Annotated in this window: 14 protein-coding genes; 8 read left to right on the top strand and 6 right to left on the bottom strand. The window is 64.5% G+C overall.

Features of this window, described 5'->3' with window-relative positions; all coding sequences use genetic code 11:
• Nucleotides 1-70: 70 nt before the first annotated feature.
• On the bottom strand, nucleotides 71-1,504 hold the full coding sequence (locus AB843_RS11590; RefSeq protein ID WP_048647132.1) for an NAD-dependent succinate-semialdehyde dehydrogenase: 1,434 nt from the start codon (nucleotides 1,502-1,504) through the stop codon (nucleotides 71-73).
• A gap of 194 nt (nucleotides 1,505-1,698) precedes the next feature.
• Between AB843_RS11590 and AB843_RS11585 the strand changes: the two genes are divergently transcribed.
• Nucleotides 1,699-2,610 carry a LysR family transcriptional regulator gene (locus AB843_RS11585; protein ID WP_048647010.1) on the top strand — a complete coding sequence of 304 codons (912 nt, stop codon included), beginning with the start codon at nucleotides 1,699-1,701 and terminating at the stop codon, nucleotides 2,608-2,610.
• Between the two features lie 5 nt (nucleotides 2,611-2,615).
• Here the strand turns inward: AB843_RS11585 and AB843_RS11580 are convergent, their stop codons facing one another.
• The 3 genes from AB843_RS11580 to AB843_RS11570 are packed head-to-tail and all read right to left on the bottom strand — an operon-like array spanning nucleotide 2,616 to nucleotide 5,531.
• Nucleotides 2,616-3,533 (bottom strand): alpha/beta hydrolase, encoded by a 918-nt coding sequence (locus AB843_RS11580; RefSeq protein WP_082143792.1) that lies wholly within the window; start codon nucleotides 3,531-3,533, stop codon nucleotides 2,616-2,618.
• Nucleotides 3,530-4,318: an alpha/beta fold hydrolase gene (locus AB843_RS11575; RefSeq protein WP_048647009.1), complete on the bottom strand. Its 789-nt coding sequence runs from the start codon at nucleotides 4,316-4,318 to the stop codon at nucleotides 3,530-3,532. The genes AB843_RS11580 and AB843_RS11575 overlap by 4 nt, the downstream gene beginning before the upstream one ends.
• A 49-nt stretch (nucleotides 4,319-4,367) precedes the next feature.
• Nucleotides 4,368-5,531: an FAD-dependent oxidoreductase gene (locus AB843_RS11570; RefSeq protein ID WP_048647008.1), complete on the bottom strand. Its 1,164-nt coding sequence runs from the start codon at nucleotides 5,529-5,531 to the stop codon at nucleotides 4,368-4,370.
• Between the two features lie 161 nt (nucleotides 5,532-5,692).
• On the opposite strand from AB843_RS11570, the gene AB843_RS11565 reads away from it, so the two are divergent.
• The 7 genes from AB843_RS11565 to AB843_RS11535 all read left to right on the top strand — a co-directional run bounded on the left by AB843_RS11565 (nucleotide 5,693) and on the right by AB843_RS11535 (nucleotide 12,231).
• Nucleotides 5,693-6,637, top strand: coding sequence for a LysR family transcriptional regulator (locus tag AB843_RS11565; protein WP_048647007.1), 945 nt, complete (start codon nucleotides 5,693-5,695; stop codon nucleotides 6,635-6,637).
• 173 nt (nucleotides 6,638-6,810) lie between these two features.
• The gene (locus tag AB843_RS11560; RefSeq protein ID WP_048647006.1) at nucleotides 6,811-7,980 is read left to right on the top strand and encodes an ABC transporter substrate-binding protein; all 1,170 of its coding nucleotides are present in this window, start codon (nucleotides 6,811-6,813) and stop codon (nucleotides 7,978-7,980) included.
• Nucleotides 7,981-8,053: 73 nt separating this feature from the next.
• Complete coding sequence (locus tag AB843_RS11555; protein ID WP_048647005.1) at nucleotides 8,054-8,968, top strand: branched-chain amino acid ABC transporter permease; 915 nt, start codon at nucleotides 8,054-8,056, stop codon at nucleotides 8,966-8,968.
• A gap of 93 nt (nucleotides 8,969-9,061) precedes the next feature.
• The gene (locus AB843_RS11550; protein WP_425286813.1) at nucleotides 9,062-9,964 is read left to right on the top strand and encodes a branched-chain amino acid ABC transporter permease; all 903 of its coding nucleotides are present in this window, start codon (nucleotides 9,062-9,064) and stop codon (nucleotides 9,962-9,964) included.
• A complete protein-coding gene (locus tag AB843_RS11545) occupies nucleotides 9,961-10,719 on the top strand; it encodes an ABC transporter ATP-binding protein (protein WP_048647004.1) in 759 nt (252 codons plus the stop codon). The genes AB843_RS11550 and AB843_RS11545 overlap by 4 nt, the downstream gene beginning before the upstream one ends.
• Entirely contained in the window at nucleotides 10,713-11,414 is a 702-nt protein-coding gene (locus AB843_RS11540; protein WP_048647003.1) for an ABC transporter ATP-binding protein, read from the top strand. The genes AB843_RS11545 and AB843_RS11540 overlap by 7 nt, the downstream gene beginning before the upstream one ends.
• The gene (locus tag AB843_RS11535) at nucleotides 11,401-12,231 is read left to right on the top strand and encodes an aspartate dehydrogenase (protein ID WP_048647002.1); all 831 of its coding nucleotides are present in this window, start codon (nucleotides 11,401-11,403) and stop codon (nucleotides 12,229-12,231) included. Before AB843_RS11540 ends, AB843_RS11535 begins: the two co-directional genes overlap by 14 nt.
• 199 nt (nucleotides 12,232-12,430) lie before the next feature.
• On the opposite strand, the gene AB843_RS11530 is transcribed toward AB843_RS11535, so the two are convergent.
• A complete protein-coding gene (locus tag AB843_RS11530) occupies nucleotides 12,431-13,201 on the bottom strand; it encodes a DeoR/GlpR family DNA-binding transcription regulator (RefSeq protein ID WP_048647001.1) in 771 nt (256 codons plus the stop codon).
• A complete protein-coding gene (locus AB843_RS11525; protein ID WP_048647129.1) occupies nucleotides 13,201-13,998 on the bottom strand; it encodes an HAD-IIB family hydrolase in 798 nt (265 codons plus the stop codon). The genes AB843_RS11530 and AB843_RS11525 overlap by 1 nt, the downstream gene beginning before the upstream one ends.
• Between the last annotated feature and the right edge of the window lie 162 nt (nucleotides 13,999-14,160).

Here is a 14,160-nt window from a genome sequence, read left to right as displayed (position 1 = left end):
AATTTATTGCTTTTCCTTATGAATTCTCCGCTGCGAGGCGTGTTCCTGTCGTGCTTCGGCGTGGGCACCGTCAGATCGCCATGCGATGCGAGACGTTCTTGACCACCGTGTAGTGGGTGATGCCTTCGGCGCCGCCTTCCCGGCCATAGCCGCTTTCCTTCACGCCGCCGAACGGCGTCTCGGCCACGGACGCCTCGAGCGTGTTGACCGACAGATTGCCAGCCTCGACCTCGTCGGTGAGCCTGTCCACATTCGCGGCGGAGTTGGTGAAGGCGTAGGCCGCCAGGCCGAAGGGGACCGAATTGGCCTTCGCTATCGCCTCGTCCAATGAGGCCACCGGATTGATGATTGCAAGCGGGCCGAACGGCTCCTCGCGCATGATGCGGGCACTGTCCGGAACGTTGGCAAGCACGGTCACCGGGAAGAAATAGCCGCCATTGCCGATCCGCTCGCCGCCGGTGAGCAGGCGAGCTCCCGCGGAAACGGCATCCGCGACGAGAACTTCCATCGCCTCGATCCGCCGATGATTGGCAAGCGGCCCCATCTCGGTCGCGGCATCCAGCCCGTCGCCGATCTTCACCGACCGGGCCTTTTCCACGAAGGACGCCGCGAACGTGTCGAAGGACTGCTCATGGACGAAAAACCGGGTGGGCGAGGTGCAGACCTGCCCGGCATTGCGGGCCTTGCGCACCGCGGACACGACGCCCGCCTGATGTGCGTCGGCGTCGTCGCAGACGATCACCGGCGCATGGCCGCCCAGTTCCATCAGAACGGGTTTGATGTGCCGGGCAGCGAGCCCCGCCAGATGCTTGCCCACCGCGGTCGAGCCGGTGAAGGCGATCAGCCTCACCTGGTCCTGGGGGATCAGATATTCGGAGATGCGGGCCGGAATGCCGAAAACGAGATTAAGCACGCCTGCGGGCAGACCGGCGTCATGAAAGGCACGCGCGATGTGAAGCGCACCCGCCGGGGTCTCTTCGGCCGCCTTGAGGATGATCGAGCATCCTGCAGCAAGCGCGCCGGCCACCTTGCGCGCCGGCTGGCTCATGGGAAAGTTCCACGGTGAGAAAGCAGCGACCGTTCCGATCGGCTGATGATGCACGACGTAGCGGATGCCCGGTTCGCTCGGGATCACACGCCCGTAAAGACGCTGCGCTTCGCCGGCGTCCCATTCGAAGAACTCGCAGCCGCGAATGACCTCCAGGCGCGCCTGCGTCAACGGCTTGCCATGCTCGCGGGTGATGTCGAGCGCGATTTCCTCGATCCGCTCGCGCATCAATGCCGCCGCCTTGCGGATGATCTCGGCGCGGCGCGACGGCGCGGTGCGGCTCCAGACTTTCAGCCCGTCGGCCGCCGCAGTCAGCGCATCGTCGAGATCCCGCTCGGTGGCGACGGGCACTGCGCCGATCTCGCTTTCGTCGACCGGGTTCACGACCGGCAGCCTGTCCGCCGTCTTGCGCCAGGTGCCGCCAATGTAGAGCTGAAGATCGGGATAATTTGACATGTGTGCCTCGGCAATCTCGGTCCGGATCAATGCGAATGGGCGGCTGCAAAGCAGCCTGCATATCGCTCGTGTGGGAAGGATCGTCGATTTCTATTTATCGACAAGACAGATTTGTTTGATAAATTCATATTGATTTTTGGATAAGTAACGATGCCGCCCAGCCGGCGACGCCGCATGGACGGAGGGGGCGCCTGATGAAGATAACGATCAAGCAGATCGAGGGATTTCTGGCGGTTGCCGAGTTCGGCAATTTCTCCCGCGCCTCGAAGCGGCTCAACACGGCACAACCCGCCCTCTCGCAGGCGATCAAGGATCTTGAAGCCGAGCTTGGCGTGCGGCTGTTCGACCGCACGACACGGCGCGTCGAACTCACCGATGCGGGCCGTGAATTCCGCGCTTCGGCCGCGAAGGCGGTGGAGGAGCTGGAGCATGCTGTGGAAAGCGTGCATCAGCTTGCCGAGCGACGCCGAGGGCGTCTGCGCATCGCGGCGCCGCCGCTGCTCGCCGCGGTCGTGCTGCCGCAGGCGATCAGCGACTTCCAAAAGCGGCATCCCGGCATCACCATTCAGGTCGCGGACATCAGCACGGAACAGATCGTCGAAAGCGTTCGCAGCGGCAAGGCGGACTGCGGTCTCGGCACGTTTCCACCCGGTGAAGAAGGCATCGAAAGGGTGGTGCTGATGCGGGACAATTTGATGCTGTTCTGCGGCGACCAGAACCCTTTCAAAGCGAAGAAGATCGTCGCCTGGAGCGAGCTGGCCGGCCAGCCGCTGATCGCGCTTACCCGGGACAGCGGTATACGCCTGCTGGTCGAAATTGGTTTCGAAACCGTGCAACTGCCGCTGCGCCCCACATTCGAGGTGTCGCACATCACCACGGCGCTGGCGCTGGTCGAAGCAGGGCTTGGCGTCTCCGTGCTTCCAACCTATGCGCTCGCCACCGCTCGCCACCACAAGGTGTCGGGACGGCTCCTGGAAGCGCCGACGATCTCGCGCGAAGTGGTGCTGATCCACGCGAGCGGACGCTCGGTTTCGCCGGCGGTCTCCGCCTTCAGCGCCGTCGTGCGCCGCTATGCGCAGAAGCTGTCGCCACGAGAGATGACGTGAAGGCATCAACCGCGCCTCATCAGTTCGGCCAATGCCTGTGAAAGGCGCGTATCCGGATCGGCGAGGTCGAGAACCACGTCGAAATGATTGCGGCCGGGAATTTCCATCAGGCTGCATTCGTGTCCGGCCTCGCGCCAGAGTTCGCGATAGGCGCGGGACTGCCTGCCGAAGCCAGCCGGTTCGCCCGACGCAAAGGCGACGATGAGCGGGCAGCCGATGCGTGGAATGTGCTCGGCCGGGCTCAGTTCAGTCACCTCCTGCGGGCTGAGCCTTATCCATTCCTGCACGAAGGAGGCGGCGATCGGCGCAAGGTGGAAGAGGCCGCTGATCGCCACCGCCCCCTTGATGACGTTCTCGGGCACGTTTGCTTCCGCCTGCCAGCCTCGTGCGAGCAGCGTGCCCGTGAGGTGACCTCCGGCCGAACTTCCGCCCGCAAAGATGCGCTGCGGGTCGACCCCGAAATTCGCGCCGCGCCGCCAGAGAAAGGCCACGGCCTGGCGAACCTCGCGAACGATTTCGGCCAACGAAACGGCAGGCGCCAAACGGTAGTCGACGACGGCGGTCGCGATGCCTTGCTCGGCAAGCGACTGCGCCATGAAAGCCGAATCCAGCTTCGACAGCGCGCGCCAGTAGCCGCCGTGAACGAAAAGGAAGACGGGCTTGAGACGCTCGCCGGGTGCTGCCGCGCCAAAGATGTCCAGGGTCTGCCCGCTGGCCTCGTCATAGACGACATCGAGTGCCGCGCCCGCCATGGCGCGCGCCGGCTGGGAGAGCTGGCGATAGCGCCGCATCTCCTCCTCGAAGCATTCGGCCGTCACACTCGCCCTGGCATTGTAGTCGCGGTTAAGCGTTTCGCGCGGCAGCTTGCCCTCGGCGCGGAGCGCGCCGAGCAGTTCCGCTGCTGCTCCGGATACGGCGGTCATTGCAGGAAGGCGCGGATCGCGTCGGCGACCGCGCGCGGCTGTTCGAGCGTCGGGAAATGCGTCCTGCCCTGGAGCTTGGCCGGCTGGAACCAGGGGTTCGACGCGGCGAATTCCTGCTGGGCAGCCAGATATTCCGGCTCGAAGGGCTGGGAGAAGATATGCGTGACGGGCCGCGTCTCGGCCATCGCCTTCATGCGCGCCATCGGATTGCCCCACTTCCGGTAGGCCCTGGCGATCTCGCGGCCCGAGCGCGCCCACATTTCATAGTCGAATCCGGCCATCTCGTTATTGACGTGATCGACAATGTCGCGATTGTCGGTATCGCCGATCCAGTAGCCGAAGAAATCGCCGCGGCCATTCTCCCAGTTCGCACGGTCCTGGAGGTCATCGATCATGGTGAAGAAGGATTCGTTCGGCGTCACCATGATCCAGTCGATCACGGCCGAACGCGGCACACGCCCGGCGCCGAGCCGATCCGTCGCCTCGATGTTCGCCCAGCCGCCATGCGAGGTCGATACCGGAACGACCTTGTCCAACCCCAGCGCATCGACGAAGGCGACGATGTCGGAGGCCTGGTCGTCGGTCGTGAAATCGCCGTCATGGCTTCTGTCCTCGCCATGCCCGCGCCAATCCAGCCGGATCACCCTGTGCGTGCGGGCCAGTTCGGGCGCCAGATGCTTGAACAGCCGGTGATCCTGGCACCAGCCGGAAAGGAGCAGCACGGCATCGCCGGAGCCGGCCTCGTCGTAGGTGAACGGATTGGCGCCGATGCGTATTGTCTTCACGGGTTCCTCCCAGGGGTCGTCATTCGATGATATTCGGGCACGCCCGGCGTCAGATGGCCTCCGTGGCGCCGGTGGGAACGTGCATGGCGGTGCGCAGGCGCAGCATCGCCAGTTCGCGCGATCGCCCGGTGATGGCCAGCACCTCGGAGCGCAGCGAATCCGGCCAGAGATTCATGTCGCCCTGACGCTCCGACTGCTCCTGCGTATGCTCGGTAAGCGGACGCTCGCGCGCTTCCCAGGCGTCGAGCGCGGCGGGAATGTCGTCGGCATCGGCGACGGCAACGGCAAGCCCCAGACCGTTCATCAGGGCACAGCCGCCGCCCTGCCCGAGATAGGGAGGCATTGCGTGAGCACCGTCGCCCAGAACGGCGGCTGCGCCGCGGCTCCAGCGTTTCAGCTTCACCACCTCGAAAGCGTCCCAGCGCCCGGCATTGCCGAAGCGGCCGACAAGGTGCGACAGGTGCGGAAAGGCTTCGCTCCACAAGGCCCGGTCGGAAGGCACCCGCAAGGCCGCCTCGTCGTCCGAGGCACAGCACAACGCGATATACAGATGCCGGGCGCTCGCCGGCGTATAGAGGATGCGGCGGCTGCCTGAGAAGTGCTCGATATATTTGTCCTTGTCCGCCTCGGCGACGTCGCCGTCGGCCCGGTCGATCAGCATCCGGACGGCGCCATAGCCGAGATGCTTGCGGTAGAGCAGCAGGTCGAGGCAATCGCGGACGGCGGAGTTGATGCCGTCGGCGCCGACGACGAGGTCGGCCGACCGCCGATCGCCGCCGGCCAGCAGCAATTCGCCCTCAGGGTTAGCTCCGACGACTTCCGACGAGGTGCGAATCTCCACCCCGCTCGCCCGGCAGGCGTTGATCAGCGACCGGGTCAGCGTCTCGCGCAGGATGGTGATCAGGCGCGCCGAACCGGGGCGATTGATCGGAATTTCCTCCATGACCCGGTTTTCATGGTCGCGCGTCTCGAGCAATGGACCGATATGCGCCCCGGACGTCGCCTCATCATAGGCGCCGAGAGCCTTCAACACGCGAAGACCGTTGCTCCAGATATAGATGCCGGCGCCAAAGGTCCGCAGGTCCGGAGCGCGTTCATGCACGGTTACGCGCCAGCCGCGCTGCGCCAGCGCGGCGGCCACCGTCAATCCGCCGATCCCCGCCCCGGCGATTTCGGCCTTGCGTTGCGCGCCGCCCGCATTCTGTCTTGCCACTGGTCCACTCCGGTTCCGCCAGCCCCGGCCATCCAGGTGCAAGGCTCCGTCAAATCCGAGAGCGAGAATTCCGTGTCCGTGCTATTCAGACAAATGAATAGTTGCGAACTTGCTATGAGCCATGTGAATATCCAGCAATTGTTTGGGGGCAACCGCACAGCATGAAACTTCTCGCCAGCCGACTGACGATCCGCCATCTGCGCATGGTCGTGGCCATCCTGGAGGAAGGCAATCTCGTCGGTGCCGCCAAGCGCCTGAACATGACCCAGTCGGCCGTGACCAAGGCGCTGCAGGAGGTCGAGGCGCTGACCCACGCCACGCTTTTCGACCGCACGAACCGCGGCGTGGTGCCGACCATATTCGGCGAAACGCTCGCCGAGCACGCACGCTTCATCATCACCCAGCTCGATCATGCCGAGGAGCATCTTGCCGATCTGCGCGACGGCACCGGCGGACGCATCGCCATCGGCACGCTGCTTTCGGCCTCGGCCGAGCTGCTGCCCGGCGCCATCGCCCGGCTTCGGCGTCAACGCCCGCGCATCGTGGTGCGCATCGTCGAGGGAACCAACGACGTCCTCATTCCAGCGTTGCGCAGCGGCGAGATCGACCTGGTCGTCGGACGGCTTTCCGAGCATCGCGAGCGGCAGGACGTCGAGCAGGAAACGCTGATGGACGACCTGGCCTGCGTTGTGGCCAGAAGCGGACACCCGCTGGCGCGGCGCGAGACGCTGGCGCTGCCGGATCTCGTGGGGTGGGACTGGATCCTGCCGCCACAGGAAACCAGCCTGCGGCGCCAGGTCGATCTGGCGTTTCGCCAGCAGGGCCTGGAGCCGCCGATGCATGCCGTGGAATCGGTCTCCCTGCTGACGAACAGGGGCCTGTTGGTCAACGCCAATTATCTGGGCGTGCTGCCAATCCAGGCCGCACGGCAGGAAGCGGCGTCCGGGATCATGACCATCCTGCCCGTGTCGCTCGGCGCCACCCAGCGTTCGCTCGGCATCACCACGCGCGCCAATGCGCGGCTCTCGCCGGCCGCCAAGGGCTTGATCGAAACGCTGCGCGAAGTCGCATCGGAGCTGACGCTCAGCCGATCAACGATTGATTGAATGTTTGGCATCGCCAAGCCCTCCGCTATTCACTGAAGTCATACCCGATTGAAGAGTTTTCCCTTTACCCTCGCGATGATTCCGCCAAGCCTGAATGTGACGCCGCATGAGAGGTGCAAGGTCAAGAACCACCTTCCGGCCGGCGCGGGAACGTCATCTCAGGGGAGAAATCGATGAACTGGAGAAAACTCGCCACCGCCTCGGCGATCACGCTTGCCGCAGCCAGCGCAACGCAGGCGGATGAACCGGTGAAGATCGGCATGATCACAACCCTGTCGGGACCGGCAGGCTACCTCGGCCAGGATATCCGCGACGGTTTCCAACTCGCCATCGACGCCGAGGGCGGGACGCTCGGCGGAGTGCCGGTGACCATGATCGTCGAAGACGACGCGCTCAAACCCGGCAACGGCCGCCAGATCGCCGACCGCCTGCTCAACAATGAAGGCGTGAAACTGTTCACCGGCATCGTCTTTTCCAACGTCGCGGGCGCCACCCTTCCCGATATCATCGACAACGATGCCATCTACATCAGCCCCAATGCGGCTCCGTCCAACTTTGCCGGCAGCGAGTGCCACAAGAACTATTTTGTGGTTTCCTGGCAAAACGACAGCCTGCACGAAAGTGCCGGTCAGAATGCCACCAACCTCGGCTACGAGACCGCCTTCGTGCTCGCACCGAACTACCAGGCCGGAAAGGATGCGATCGGCGGCTTCAAGCGCTTTTTCAAGGGCGAGATCGTCGGCGAGGTCTACACCCGCCTCGACCAGACCGATTTCGCTGCCGAAATGGCACAGATCCGTGACGCCAAGCCGGCTGTCGTGTTCCAGTTCCATCCAGGCGGCCTCGGCATCACCTTCCTGCGGCAGTATCAGCAGGCCGGGCTTCTCGAAACCACGCCGATGGTGGTCGCCGAACCCTCCATGGACGGCGTGATTCTGAACGCCGTCGGCGAGGCCGCCATCGGCATCAACGTGTCGAGCCACTGGAATGCCGACTTCGACAACGAAGCGAGCAAGAAATTCGTGGCAGCCTGGAAAGAAGCCTACGATCGCCCGATCACCTATTATGCGAGTCAGGGCTACGACACCGCGCTTGCCATCGCCTCGGCGCTGAAGGCCAACGGCGGCAATCTGGACGACCTGGGGCCATTCCGCGAGGCGCTGCGCAAGGCCGACTTCCAATCGGTGCGCGGTGACTTCGCCTTCGGGCCGAACCAGCACCCAATTCAGGATTGGTACGCCCTGAAGGTCGTGGCAGGCGAAGACGGCAAGCCGATGCTGAAGACCGGTGAACGAATATTGGAAGATCACTCCGACGCCTACGCGGCGGAATGCTCTCTCTGACATCCGGCGTCCCCGTGCGCGCGCTGTCGCGCACGGGGGTCCCTGCTTCACGATCAAGATTGCGGTCGATGTGATGACCTTGTTTCTCGAACAGCTGCTCAACGGGCTACAGTTCGGCGTCATGCTGTTCCTGATGGCTGCCGGACTGACGCTCATTTTCGGCATCATGGGCATTATCAACCTGGCGCACGGCTCGATCTACATGGTCGGCGCCTATGCCGGTGCACTCGTCATTACCGAAACGGATTCCTTCCTGCTCGGTATACCTGCAGCGCTTGTCGTAGCGGCGATCGTCGGGATATTGATGGAGGTGACCGTCATCCGGCGCCTTTACAGGCGTGACCATCTCGATCAGGTGCTGGCCACCTTCGCGATCATCCTGATCCTCAACCAGGCCATCACCATACTCTTTGGCCGTCAGCCCCTGTTCGCGGCCATGCCGGCAGGGCTCGGCGGGTCCATAGAATTGCTGCCGGGCCTGATCTATCCCGTCTACCGGCTCGCCATCATCGTCGTGGGTCTGTCGGTCGCTGCCGGGCTCTATCTGCTCATCAACCGGACACGCATCGGCATGCTGGTCCGTGCCGGTTCCACGAATCGCGACATGGTGCGCGCCCTCGGCGTCGACATCCGGATGCTTTACACAATCGTCTTCGGACTGGGCGCGCTGCTCGCCGGATTGGCCGGTCTGATGGCTGGCCCCATCCTTGCGGTTCAGGTGGGCATGGGCGAGCAGATCCTCATCACGACATTCGTCGTGGTGGTGATCGGCGGCGTCGGCTCCATCAAGGGCGCGTTTTACGCCAGCCTGATCATCGGCGTGGTCGACACGCTCCTGCGCGCTTACCTGCCGGGTCTCCTGCGTCAGTTCATGGTCGGGTCGGAAGCCGACGCTCTGGGCGCAGGCGTTTCCTCGATGGGCATCTATCTGCTGATGGCGCTCGTACTTCTCGCCAGGCCGAAGGGCCTGTTCGTGGCCGACAGCTGAGGCAACCACATGCCAATCTCCAAACTCGGAAGACCGTTCTTTGCGCTCGCGGTTCTGGCCGCACTGATCGCACTGCCGCCCGTTGCGGACGCAATGGGCCAGCCCGCCCTGACGTCGATGGCTGCACGCATCCTGATCTACGGCATCGCCGCAGCCAGCCTCAACATCGTGCTCGGCTACGGCGGGATGGTGTCTTTCGGCCATGCCGCCTTCTTCGGCGTCGGCGGCTACGTGGTCGGCATCCTCTATGCGCACCACGCTTCCGGTGACCCACTGTTCGGCTTCATACCCGGAAGCAACCAGCTCCTGGTCACGTTGCCGGCGGCTATCCTTGTGAGCGGGCTCGCGGCGCTGGTCATCGGCGCGCTGTCCCTGCGCACGAGCGGGGTGCAGTTCATCATGATCACGCTTGCTTTCGCCCAGATGCTCTTCTTTCTGTTCGTCTCACTGAAGACCTATGGGGGCGACGACGGATTGATCATCCGGCGCGCCAACGAGGCTCCGTGGCTGAACATGCGCGACAAGCAGACCGTTTATTATGTCTGCCTCGCGATCGCCGTGGCTTTCTTCGCCCTTCTATGGCGGTTCGTGAATTCGCGGTTCGCGAACGTGCTGATGGGGCTGCGCCAGAGCGAGAGACGCATGGCCGCGATCGGCCTGCCGGCATACAGGTACAAGCTCGCCGCCTTCGTCATTTCCGGCATGGGCGCAGGTCTCGCAGGCGCGCTGATGGCGAACTTCCTGCGCTTTGCGAGTCCCGACATGCTGCACTGGACCAAGTCCGGCGAATTGATGGTGATGGTCATACTGGGAGGAGTCGGCACGTTGTTCGGCCCGCTGGCGGGCGCCGCCGTCTATATCATTCTCGAATCCGTCCTGGCCTCATGGACGGAGTACTGGCAACTCGGCGTGGGCATCATCTTGCTGTTCGTTGTGCTGTATACGCATGGCGGCGTACAGGCACTGGCGCTGCGGCTTGCCGGGAGGCGTCCATGACCGCCCCCATCCTTGCCGTGCGCGGGTTGGTCAAGCGCTTCGGCGGTCTGCTTGCCACGGACTCCGTGGACCTTGAGGTGCTGCCGGGCCAGATTCATGCATTGATCGGCCCGAACGGCGCCGGAAAGACGACGCTGATCGCGCAGCTTTCCGGCGAGCTTCGACCCGACGGCGGCTCGATCGATCTCGACGGGCAGACGATCGACGCCCTGCCTGCCTCCGCGCGTGTCGCGCGCGGACTGGCACGCTCCTTCCAGATCACCTGCTTGCTGTCCGACTACTCCGTTCGCGACAACGTCGCCATCGCTGTACAGGTTCGGCAGGGGCACAGTTTTCATTTCCTGCGCAACGTGCGCCGCGACGAAGGTTTGCGGAGCGAGGCTGAAACCCGCCTCGCCGCGGCCGGGCTCGCCGAACGCGCCGACGAGATCGTCGCCAACCTCTCGCACGGCGAGCGCAAACAGCTCGAACTCGTCGTTGCCCTTGCCACAAAACCCCGCATCCTGCTTCTCGACGAGCCGATGGCGGGCCTCGGCCATGCCGAGAGCCAGCAGATGATCGCAACGCTCCGCGAACTGAAGAACGAAGTGGCGATGCTGCTGGTCGAGCATGATATGGACGCCGTCTTCCAACTGGCGGACCGGATCTCCGTCCTTGTCTACGGACGGATCATCGCTTCCGGGTCCGCCGACGAGATCCGCGAGCATCCGGAAGTCCGCAAGGCTTATCTCGGCGATGGAGACGCGGCATGCTGACGGTTCGCGGTCTCCAGGCAGCCTATGGGGCGAGCCAGGTCCTGTTCGACGTCTCGCTCGAAATCGGCGACGGTGAAGTGGTCACGCTTCTCGGCCGCAACGGCATGGGCAAGACGACGACGATCCGCACCATCATGGGCCTGCTCCCGGCACTCGGCGGCGAAGTGATGATCGGCGAAAGGTCCGTCATCCGTGCAACGCCAGAGGCGGTCGCCCGGATGGGCGTCGGGCTCGTCCCCGAAGGCAGGCAGGTGTTTCCGACGCTGACGGTCCGCGAGAACCTTGTGGCGACGGCGGCGAACCGGCTCGGGCGGCGCGACCCGTGGACCCTGGAGCGCGTCTATGACATGTTTCCGCGGCTGCGCGAGCGCGCCCGGCAGTCGGCCGCAACCCTCTCGGGCGGCGAACAGCAGATGCTCGTGGTCGGGCGCGCACTGATGACCAATCCGCAGCTGCTCATTCTCGACGAGGCGACCGAGGGGCTGGCACCGGTCATTCGCGCCGAGATTTGGGCCTGCGTCGAGCGCCTGAAGGCCGACGGCCAGTCACTCCTCCTCATCGACAAGAACATCCAGGTCCTGAAGAGGCTCGCGGATCGCCATTTCGTGCTTGAGAAAGGGCGCACGGTCTGGTCGGGCGACAGCGCCGACATCGAGCGCGACGCCGAGCTGGTTCACTCCTATGTCGGCATCTGACCGGCCGCCCGGGCGCCACCTCCGCGTCGCGCTGATCGGATGGGGGGCGATCGCCACCCGCGTGGCGGCGCTGCTGCACGAACGCGGCCGCCGCGAGATATCGATCGTCGCCGTCGCCGTGCGTGACACAGGCGCCCCGAGGGCCGGTCTTCCCCAGGGAGCGAAGCTGATCGCACGGACGCGGGAACTGCGTGAGATTGTGTGCGACATCGTCGTGGAAGCGGCTGGCCGGGACAGCGTCGAGCCTTGGGGCACGGCAGCCCTGGCCAAGGGGTGCGACTTCGTGATCTCGTCGGTCGGCACACTCTGCGATGACGCATTGAGGGACCGGCTTACGGCGCTCGCCGGCCAGACGGGCGGGCAGATCATCGTTCCGCCCGGCGCGGTCGGCGGGATTGATGCATTGGCGGCCGCGGCAATCCTGCCGCTCGACGATGTCGAGCATATCATCGTCAAACCGCTGGCCGCTTGGCGCGGCACGCCCGCTGAAGCCTCGGTCGATCTCGACGCGCTCGATCAGGCCGCCGTCTTCTTCAGCGGTTCGGCACGCCAGGCTGCCGACCGGTTTCCGCAGAACGCCAACGTCGCAGCCATATCGGCGATGGCGGGGATCGGGCTCGACCGGACGCGAGTAACCATGATCGCCGATCCGCTGGCGACACGCAACGGGCACCGTATCGTCGCCTGGGGCGCGTTCGGCAGACTTGACGTGGCAATCGAGAACGAGCCGTTGGCGACCAATCCGAAATCGTCCGAGCTTGCGGCGCTTAGCCTGGTCCATCTGCTTGAACGCCGCGTCGACCCGCTGGTCTGCTAGACAGGTTCAGTGTTTCATGGAAGCGCTGAACCTTTCCATCTCATTGTTTTTCCGCATTTATCCGGATTTCAGATAAAACCGCCTGGCTGCGAGATGCCCAGGGTCAGCGCTTGTGAGGTCATTCGAACGTTGTGGGAAGGGAATGCTGCTTGCCGTCGTCCTCCAAGCGACGATCGCGACAGCGCGACGTATCCAGCGGCTACCGGGCCACGTGGACAATCACGGCATTGTCGCGCAAGGCGTCCGCAAGGGGAGCGGGCGGCAACTCATCGACGATGATTCCGGTGAGTGCCGACAGGGGCTCGACGGTGGCGACGAGATCGACATCGTACTTAGTGTGATCGACCAGCAGATAGGCCTCGCGCGACTGGCGAAACATCGCTCTCTTGATCGCCACCGAGGGACGGTTCGCCTCTGTGATGCCCTTGGCGGTCAGGCCGCTGGAGCCGATGAAGGCGCGGTTGGCATTGTAGCGGCCAAGGAAATCGATGGTCTCCGGTCCGTAGATGCCGGCCTCCCGCGCCATGAAGTCGCCGGGGCAGACGACCACCTGGATCGTTTCGTTCTGGCCAAGGGCGGCGGCAACGGCGGTGCTGTTCGTCAGCACGGTGAGATCGGAGGCAGCGGCGGCGAGGCAGAGCGCGAACTGATGCGTGGTGGAACCGGCATCGATCATCAACACCTCGCCGGACCGCACCAGTTCGGCCGCGCGCCGACCGATCCGCACGCGCTCCTCGATACGCGCCTGGTCGCGCTCGCCGAAAGGAGGCTGCGCGCCCATCGGCGCAACCGATGCGCCACCATAGGCGCGCCGGATGAGCCCCTCGCGGCTCAGCGCCTCGACGTCGCGGCGCACGGTCTCTGTCGAGACGCCGAAACGCGCGGCAATCTCGGAGGTGCGCACATGGGGGTGGTGCTGCAATTCCATCAGGATGCGGTCACGGCGGTCGTTCTTGCGCAGGCGCGTCATCAGTCTGCCCGGGCCTTCAAGACGGCGGCCGCCACCTCGGCGAAGCCCGCGCCGCCCGCGCGGCGGGTAATCCATTTCGGCGGCGTCGCCACCGTGTCGCGGAAATCGGCGAAGTTGGCCACGCCCACGCTGTTGGCGAAGAAACCGAACATGGGCGCATCGTTCGGTGAATCGCCGACGAAAACCACCCTGCCGTTCTCCTTGTCGATATCGAGATCGTAACGCTCGGCGAACAGGCGTCGCGTCATCGCCAGCTTGTCATAGTGTCCGAACCATCCATTGACATGGATCGACGACACTTTTGCGACGGCGCCCGCAGCCTCGAAGCAGGCGACGATGCGGCTGACTTCCGCCTCGCCGAGCCGTGGCCCGTCTTCGGCGAAGTCGATGGCGAGATCGGCATCGCGAAACGGTTGGTCGGCCGAGATGCGCGCACCCGGCACATTGGCGAGGATCGAGGTGGCAAGATCGTCAAGCCTGCGGCGATTCTCGAGCCGGGTCTCGCCGGCCTGCGCGAAGACCCGTGTCATGCCGCCACCCGCCTCGCAGGCAAAGTAGAAGGCGCCGTTTTCCCCCACCACCGCATCGACGGGCCAGAGCCGGGCGATCAGATCGCACCAGCCGGCCGGCCGGCCCGTCACCGGCACCACCTTGACGCCGGCCCCGCTCAGCCGCTCCAGTGCTTCATAGGCGATGCTCGGCAGGCGACCGTCCGTCGTCAATGTGTCATCGATGTCGGTGAGCACGAAGCCCACATCGCACAGGCGGCATGCATCGAGGGTATGAAACGGGCGCATTGAAAATCCGTGCGTCGCCGCCAAGCTTGCCGCCTCTCCCGCCATCGAAGCCTCCTCCTTGAGCAATATTCCTCGCTTGTAGCCGCTATGCTGCGAAATTTCGAGGGTAGTTCCAAAAAAAACGCATCATCTGTTGCAAAGTGCCACAAAATGCCGGTACGC

Origin of the sequence: Nitratireductor soli (assembly GCF_001050155.1) — a bacterium.
In the GTDB taxonomy this organism is placed as follows: domain Bacteria; phylum Pseudomonadota; class Alphaproteobacteria; order Rhizobiales; family Rhizobiaceae; genus Nitratireductor; species Nitratireductor soli.
This window is presented reverse-complemented; position numbering and strand designations above follow the sequence as displayed.

Bases quoted from the DNA above. Each gene is read 5' to 3' on its own strand.
- AB843_RS11550 (WP_425286813.1), top strand. From the start codon at position 9,062: ATGGGCCAGCCCGCCCTGACGTCGATGGCTGCACGCATCCTGATCTAC.
- AB843_RS11560 (WP_048647006.1), top strand. From the start codon at position 6,811: ATGAACTGGAGAAAACTCGCCACCGCCTCGGCGATCACGCTTGCCGCA.
- AB843_RS11535 (WP_048647002.1), top strand. From the start codon at position 11,401: ATGTCGGCATCTGACCGGCCGCCCGGGCGCCACCTCCGCGTCGCGCTG.
- AB843_RS11530 (WP_048647001.1), bottom strand. From the start codon at position 13,201: ATGACGCGCCTGCGCAAGAACGACCGCCGTGACCGCATCCTGATGGAA.
- AB843_RS11555 (WP_048647005.1), top strand. From the start codon at position 8,054: ATGACCTTGTTTCTCGAACAGCTGCTCAACGGGCTACAGTTCGGCGTC.
- AB843_RS11540 (WP_048647003.1), top strand. From the start codon at position 10,713: ATGCTGACGGTTCGCGGTCTCCAGGCAGCCTATGGGGCGAGCCAGGTC.
- AB843_RS11580 (WP_082143792.1), bottom strand. From the start codon at position 3,533: ATGACCGCCGTATCCGGAGCAGCAGCGGAACTGCTCGGCGCGCTCCGC.
- AB843_RS11565 (WP_048647007.1), top strand. From the start codon at position 5,693: ATGAAACTTCTCGCCAGCCGACTGACGATCCGCCATCTGCGCATGGTC.
- AB843_RS11585 (WP_048647010.1), top strand. From the start codon at position 1,699: ATGAAGATAACGATCAAGCAGATCGAGGGATTTCTGGCGGTTGCCGAG.
- AB843_RS11525 (WP_048647129.1), bottom strand. From the start codon at position 13,998: ATGCGCCCGTTTCATACCCTCGATGCATGCCGCCTGTGCGATGTGGGC.
- AB843_RS11590 (WP_048647132.1), bottom strand. From the start codon at position 1,504: ATGTCAAATTATCCCGATCTTCAGCTCTACATTGGCGGCACCTGGCGC.
- AB843_RS11545 (WP_048647004.1), top strand. From the start codon at position 9,961: ATGACCGCCCCCATCCTTGCCGTGCGCGGGTTGGTCAAGCGCTTCGGC.